The sequence below is a fragment of the Pseudorhodoplanes sp. genome (assembly GCF_050250235.1).
In the GTDB taxonomy this organism is placed as follows: Bacteria; Pseudomonadota; Alphaproteobacteria; order Rhizobiales; family Xanthobacteraceae; genus Pseudorhodoplanes.
Genome location: NZ_JBFWPA010000318.1, coordinates 1 through 2,751 on the forward strand (window position 1 = coordinate 1; position 2,751 = coordinate 2,751).

The window sequence follows — 2,751 nt, forward strand, 5'->3', positions numbered from 1 at the left end:
GCGCGGCGACGACGAAGGCGAGCGGCAGGCCGACAATGAGCGGCAGTCCCATCGACAGCACCATCCACCACACGACGAAGCCGCCGAACACCACCAGCTCGCCCTGCGCGAAATTGAACACCTTGGAGGCGCGGTAGATGACCACAAAGCCCATGGCGATCAGCGCATAGAGCAGTCCTACCAAAGCTCCGCTTATCAGATAGTTCAGGAAATCGATGATCATCCGGCGGCGCGCCTTTTTTCCGATGTCTGTTTGGGCAATGTGGCGTTTTCGTCCACGTCGTGGATCTGCACGCGGGCGGCAAGCGTGCCCTGCCTGCCATCCTGGTAGGTGACCCTGATCTCGGTCGCGACGCTCTTCTCGCCGGCGTAGAGCCCGGCAATCAGCGCGGCGTAACGTTCGGCGAGGAATTCGCGGCGCAGCTTGCGCGTGCGCGTAAGCTCGCCTTCGTCCGGATCGAGTTCCTTGGGAAAATTGGCGAACCGGCGCACGCGCGCGTGTTCGGGAAGGAAGTTGTTGACGCGCGTGATCTCCTCGCGAATCAGCGCAGCCACTTCCGGCTTCTGCGACAGATCGGTGAAGGTCGAGAAGCCGATATTGCGCTCTTCCGCCCAGCGCGAGACCACGCCCATGTCGATATTGATCAGCGCGCCGATATAGTCGCGGCTCTCGTCCCCCAAAGTCATGATGTCCTTGATGAAGGCACTGAACCTCAGGCGCGTCTCGATGAACTGCGGCGGAAACGTTTCGCCGGTGCGCAGGCGGCGCAGATCCTCCAGCCGTTCCAGGAACACGAGTTCGCCTGCTTCGGTGATGGAGACCGCATCGCCCGTGCGATACCAGCCATCGACGATGCGCTCGGCGCTCTTCTCGGGCTTGCCGTAATAGCCGCGGAAAAACGACCCGCCACGCACCAGAAGCTCGCCGCTTTCGGCGACCTTCCACTCCAGCCTGGCTTCGGCCTCGGGATGCGGTTCAAGCCAGCGGCCGACCGTTTCGAGATCGTAACGCTCGCCCTGATGGATGGTCAGGATTCCGGTTTCGGTCGAGCCATAGAGATTGCGCAGGGGAACGCCGATGGCATGGAACAGCCGGAAGATATCCGGCGCCATGGTGGAGCCGCCGCTTAACGCGATTTTGGCGCGGGTCAGTCCCAACTGATCGCGCAAGCGCTTGAGTACCAGCGTTTCAGCGATCGGATAAGCTAGCCGGGCGCCGAACGGCACGGGTTTGCCGTCGAGCCTGGCGACGTTGACCTTGTGGCCGATGTCGATGCCCCATTTGTAGATGCGCTGGCGCAGCGGACCGGCGTCGAACATGCGCGCCTGCAATGTCGCGGCGAGGCTTTCCCATTGTCTGGGTGCGAAGACCAGGACTTCCACCGCCAATTCGCGGATGTTGCTGAGGACTTCCTCCGGACCTTCGGGGAAGTTGACCACCAGCGGCAGCACCATGCCCACCGTGATGCCGAAGAGCTGTTCGGTGGCCCAGGCCGGTGCGATATAGGTGAGATATTCCATGCCCGGCTTGATGCCGGTGCCCTCGATCAGCCGATGCGCATTGTCGATCAGATAGCGGTGCGTGAGCATCACGCCTTTGGGCTTGCCCGTGGTGCCGGAAGTGTAAGAAAGCACGGCGAGATCGTCGGGCTTGCCGGCCTCGACAAGCGTGCGGAAAAGGTCGGGCTCCGCGGCGTGGCGCTGGCGCCCTTCGTCCTGGACTTTTTCGAACGTGGTCAGCGCGGGCTGCGCATAGGACCACATGCCGGTTTGATCCCAATAGACAATGCGGCGCAGGCCAGGCAGGTTCGGCAAGACGGCAAGGCCTTTATCGACCTGCTCCTGATCCTGCGCCACGAGATAAACCGCTTCGCTGTCGCCGAGGAGATACTGAACTTCGTCCGCGGTGAGGTCGGGGTAGAGCGAGACGACCTTGCCGCCCAGCGCCAACACGGCGAACTCGGCCCAAAAATGCTCAGGTTCGTTCTCGCCGATAATGGCGACGGTTTCCCCGCGCGCCAGCCCCATGGCATGCAAGCCCAAGCCGAAAGCGCGCACGTTGTCCAGCACGTCGGCGAAATTGTACTCGCGCCAGATGCCGCGATATTTATGCCGCTCCACCAGACGCCGGGGCGTTGCGGCAGCGCTGTCCAGCAGAAGCTGAGGCAGGGTGCGCATGCGCAACATCAGCGATCTCCCTCGCCGAGATAGGCCTTCATCACCAGCGGATCCTTCTGCACCTGCCGCGGCGTGCCTTCGGCGATTTTGCGGCCGAAATCCAGCACCACCAAGCGGTCCGCCAGATCCATCACCACGCCCATGTCGTGCTCGACCAGCACGATAGGAATGCCGCGCGCTTCGCGCACGTCGAGAACAAAGCGCGCCAGATCCTCTTTCTCTTCGGTGTTCATGCCGGCCATCGGCTCGTCCATGAGCAGGATCCTGGGCTCCTGCGCCAAAGCGCGTCCCAGATCCACCCGTTTGCGCAAGCCGTAACCCAGGCTGCCGACGGGCTGATGGCGGATCGATTCGATCTCGAGAAGCTCGATGATCTCTTCGACGAATTCGCGGTGCCTGATCTCCTCGCGCTGCGTCGGACCGAAATAGAGGAACGCCGACGGCACCGAACTCTTCATATGGATGTGACGGCCAACCATGATGTTTTCGATCACAGTCATGCCCGAGAAGATGTGCGTGCCCTGGAAAGTTCGCGCCAGGCCCATGCGCGCGATCTGGTGTACGCCCTTGCCG

Annotated in this window: 3 protein-coding genes; all 3 read right to left on the reverse strand. The window is 62.3% G+C overall.

All coding sequences use genetic code 11. The features are described from left to right. On the reverse strand, positions 1–223 hold a 223-nt coding region (locus AB7F49_RS39365; protein ID WP_428533482.1), incomplete at its 3' end, for an ABC transporter permease subunit. Then, the gene (locus AB7F49_RS39370; protein ID WP_428533485.1) at positions 220–2,187 is read right to left on the reverse strand and encodes an AMP-dependent synthetase/ligase; all 1,968 of its coding nucleotides are present in this window, start codon (positions 2,185–2,187) and stop codon (positions 220–222) included. The genes AB7F49_RS39370 and AB7F49_RS39365, both read right to left, overlap by 4 nt. Then, the coding region (locus AB7F49_RS39375; protein ID WP_428533488.1) for an ABC transporter ATP-binding protein at positions 2,187–2,751 on the reverse strand (565 nt) is incomplete at its 5' end. The genes AB7F49_RS39375 and AB7F49_RS39370, both read right to left, overlap by 1 nt.

What these genes read in the sequence shown, in the direction of transcription:
- AB7F49_RS39370 (WP_428533485.1), bottom strand. Translation starts at nt 2,187, where the DNA reads ATGTTGCGCATGCGCACCCTGCCTCAGCTTCTGCTGGACAGCGCTGCC.